This window comes from Vibrio sp. (assembly GCF_050299255.1).
Lineage (GTDB): Bacteria > Pseudomonadota > Gammaproteobacteria > Enterobacterales > Vibrionaceae > Vibrio.
The window spans coordinates 1-3,904 of the sequence record NZ_JBNKVP010000142.1 but is presented as its reverse complement, the minus strand read 5'-3'; the positions used below and the strand labels follow the sequence as shown (position 1 = coordinate 3,904).

Annotated in this window: 5 protein-coding genes; 4 read left to right on the top strand and 1 reads right to left on the bottom strand. The window is 51.9% G+C overall.

Translation table 11 applies throughout. The features are described from left to right. The first annotated feature begins 176 nt into the window (after positions 1-176). From ACQY6F_RS18420 to istB, 4 genes are all read left to right on the top strand, one after another. Positions 177-482, top strand: coding sequence for a transposase (locus ACQY6F_RS18420; protein WP_428776529.1), 306 nt, complete (start codon positions 177-179; stop codon positions 480-482). Further along, a complete protein-coding gene (locus tag ACQY6F_RS18415; RefSeq protein ID WP_428776528.1) occupies positions 476-1,036 on the top strand; it encodes an IS3 family transposase in 561 nt (186 codons plus the stop codon). Before ACQY6F_RS18420 ends, ACQY6F_RS18415 begins: the two co-directional genes overlap by 7 nt. A 140-nt stretch (positions 1,037-1,176) precedes the next feature. Continuing rightward, positions 1,177-2,697 (top strand): IS21 family transposase, encoded by a 1,521-nt coding sequence (gene istA / locus ACQY6F_RS18410; RefSeq protein WP_428776526.1) that lies wholly within the window; start codon positions 1,177-1,179, stop codon positions 2,695-2,697. A gap of 16 nt (positions 2,698-2,713) precedes the next feature. After that, positions 2,714-3,487 (top strand): IS21-like element helper ATPase IstB, encoded by a 774-nt coding sequence (gene istB / locus ACQY6F_RS18405; protein ID WP_428776525.1) that lies wholly within the window; start codon positions 2,714-2,716, stop codon positions 3,485-3,487. A gap of 30 nt (positions 3,488-3,517) precedes the next feature. Here the strand turns inward: istB and ACQY6F_RS18400 are convergent. Then, the coding region (locus tag ACQY6F_RS18400) for a transposase (RefSeq protein WP_428776524.1) at positions 3,518-3,904 on the bottom strand (387 nt) is incomplete at its 5' end.

Genomic DNA, 3,904 nt, shown 5'->3' with positions numbered 1-3,904 from the left:
GGTGACGATTGCCGGGAAGTTGCTTGAAGGGCTTCTGGTTCAAGTCATCCAGCAGGCCGGCAATGCAGTGATTTAACTCTGCCAGGCTAAAGAAGAGAGGTGGACCCCAGACCTTGGACAGCTGAAAGGACAGTTTAAGTGACTTCTGCGATAATGTCGAAAGACAGGAGCAGAAGATGAAAAGAAAACGTAGAAACCATAAACCGGAGTTCAAGGCCAAGGTTGCCCTGGCGGCTCTGAAAGGCGATCTGACACTAGTAGAGCTGTCAGAGAAATACGACGTACATCCAAACCAGATAACCGAATGGAAACGACAGTTACTGAGTAATGCCGAGCAGGCCTTTGGAGGTCTTAAAGCGACTGAGGATGCTGCTGGCAAGATCAAAGAGCTGCATGCAAAGATCGGTCAGCTGACGATGGAAAATGATTTTTTAGAAAAAGGGCTGGAAAGGATTCACGGTCCGAAAGGAAAAGGATGGTAGACCGCGCTCATGATCTGCCGGTTACACGCCAGTGTCAGTTGCTGTCATTGAATCGATCCACGGTCTATTACCAACCAAAGGTTGATGTATCGGATGAGGACTTGCAGCTGATGCGTCGTATTGACGAAATGCACCTGAAGCGTCCGTATTATGGCAGTCGCCGGATTCGGGACTGGTTGAATGAAGAAGGCCATAATATTAATCGCAAGCGTGTGCAGCGGTTAATGCGTCTGATGGGCATTGTGGCGCTGTATCCGAAGAAAAACACCAGCAAGCCGGGGAAGGGGCATAAAATCTATCCCTACCTGCTGAAAGGTCTGACGATGGATCGACCAGGCCAGGTTTATTGCTCGGATATCACGTATATTCCGATGAGCAAGGGTTTTGTCTACCTGACCGTGGTGATGGATTGGTACAGCCGTAAAGTGCTTTCCTGGCGGCTATCCAATACGCTGGAGAGTGACTTTTGTGTTGACGTACTGGAAGTGTCAGTTTTCACCACTATGGAGCCATTCCGGTTTCACCTTAATGGAGCCAGTGAAATTTCACTGTAATGGAACCACTTTGTTTTCACCCTAATGGAGCCACCCTGAGGGCATTTTTGAGCTGATATCGGGTTCGGATTTTCTGTCCATACCGGTTACTGTTCTGACTTTTTGTCTGGAGAGTAGCCATGAGCAACAGGAGATTCGAGATGTTCGAATATCGTCAAATCATTGTACGCATGCGTCAGGGAGACTCTGACCGTGCACTGGCCAAGGCCGGGTTGATAGGCCGTCCCAAAGCGAAGGAGCTGCGGCAGATCGCGCAGCAGCGGGGCTGGCTGGATACCGACCAGGCATTACCGGCTGATGAAGACCTGGCACAGGTTCTTAAACAATCACCCAGGACCTCTGTACAGACAGTTTCCAGTGTTGAACCGTATCGCAAGATTGTCAGCCAATGGGTTGAAAATGGCGTGCAGGCCAAGACCATTTACCGGGCACTGGTACGTAACCATCAGTACGAGGGTAGTTACTCCTCGGTCTATCGTTTTGTCCGGACCCTAAAACCTGTCCAGCCGGATGCCACCATGCATCTGGCGTTTGACCCGGCAGAAGCCGTCCAGGTCGATTTTGGCACTGGTCCCAAACTGGTCGACACCCGCACCGGTGAAGAAGTAAAGACCTGGTTCTTTTTGATGACACTGTGCTGGAGCCGGCATCAATATGCCGAGCTTGTGCTCAATCAAAAGGTTACCACCTGGCTTGACTGTCATCGCCATGCTTTTGAATGGTTCAATGGCGTACCGGCACGGATCATCATTGATAATGCCAAGTGCGCTATTACCCGCGCCTGCATCTATGATCCACAGGTGCAAAGGGCTTATGCGGAATGTGCCGAAGGCTATGGTTTTAAAATCGATGCCTGTCCACCACGAGATCCGCAGAAAAAAGGCCGGGTTGAATCCGGCATCAAGTACCTGAAAAACAGTTTTGCGCCGCTGCGCGAGTTCCGTGACCTGAGCGATGCCAATCGTCAATTGCACGACTGGTTGCTGCAGGAGGCCGGCAACCGCGTCCATGGTTCCACCCATGAAAAGCCCTTGTCCCGCTTTGCCCTGGAACAACCGCTACTGACGCCACTGCCGACTATCCCACCGGAACTGGCCAGTTGGCACCAGGTCAAGGTACACCGGGACTGCCATGTGCAGTTTGAAAAGTGCCTGTACTCGGTCCCTTTCAAACTGATCGGTCAGACGCTCTGGCTCAAAGCCAGTTCCGGCACGGTCCGCCTCTTCCGTGAACATGCGCTGGTTGCTGTCCATCCCCGGCAGTTCCGTCCGGGCCATCGTTGTACGACAGATGACCACCTGCCGCCAGAAGCGATTGCCTGGAAAATGCGTGATCCCCGGTGGTGTCTGCAACAGGCAGAAAGCATCGGTTCGCATTGTCTTCAACTGGTCACGCGGCTGTTTGAGGACAAGGTACTGGAAAACCTGCGGGCGGTACAAGGCATTGTCCGGCTGAAAGACAAGTACGGCGCCGCACGACTGGAAGCCGCCTGCCAGCGGGCACTGGACTATCAGAATCCGCGTTATCGCAGCGTCAAGACCATTCTGGAAAAAGGTCTTGATCAACACCCTTCACCCCAACAGGCTTTTGATGACCTGGCTGACAGCTATACCGGCCAGGGTCGCTTTAGCCGAAACATGCAAAACCTACTGAAACATTAACCTGAAAAGGAGAAATATGATGAATCCACTTCCTGAACTGACCCCCATGCTCAAACAGCTGAGACTCTCAGGCATCCTCGACTCGCTGGAAAGCCGTAACAAGCAGGCAATCGAGAAAAAACTGCCTTATCCGGAGTTCCTGGCTTTATTGATTGCCGATGAAGTCGCTCGGCGTGAACAAAAACGCTTTGCCACCCGGTTGCGCCGGGCTTCGTTCAGAACCAGCAAAACGCTCGATCAGTTCGATTTTAACTTCAATCCCAATATCAACTCGGCATTGATCCATGAACTGGTCAGCGGTCGCTTTATCGAGGAAAAAGTATGTGTCTTAATCGCCGGCCCCTGCGGTACCGGCAAAAGTCATATTGCCCAGGCCATCGGCCATGCCGCGGTGCGCCAGGGACATGATGTACTGTTTACCTCACAATCCCAACTGCTCAGTTCACTGCATGCGACCAGGGCGACAGACTCTTATGACCGCAAGTTCCAGAATCTGGCCAAAATACCACTGCTGATTATCGATGACTTCGGACTGAAACCCTTGCGTGCGCCTCATGATGAAGACTTCCATGACCTGGTGGCAGAACGTTATGAACGCACCGCTACCGTGATCACCAGCAACCTCGACTTCGGCGAATGGGGCGATGCTTTCCCTAATCAGCTACTTGGCGCGGCAACGCTTGACCGTTTGCGTCATGGGGCTTACCGCGTGGTACTGGATGGGAAAAGCTATCGATCTCCCAGGCCAATGGAGAAACAACTTGCAAAATCGTCAAAATCAGTAAAATAATAACCCTGTCTGAGCCCGAAAATCAGCACTTTAAAGTGGCTCCATTAGGCCGAAAACGGGTGGTTCCATTAGGGTGAAATCTGACACACGATGCTGATGCAGCATGCGGCGTACCGCCCGGTCAACCTTCTGGCGTTTCTTCCTGAGCTCACCATGGGTACCGCTCCATTCCTTCGAAGCATTGGATGGTAACTTGCAACCATCAATGGCAAACATCTCTTTGCCTATCAGCCCTAATTTGTCACAGATTAATACCACCTGGCTGAACAGGTCCGCAATCGCTTCCGGTGAACGTGACACAAAGTCTGCCAGCGTACTGTGGTCCGGATGCAAATCCGCCGACATCGCCATGAATATAACATTCTCATGGCACAGCTGTTCTATCTTGCGGCTGCTGGTGATGCCTTTTGAATAGGC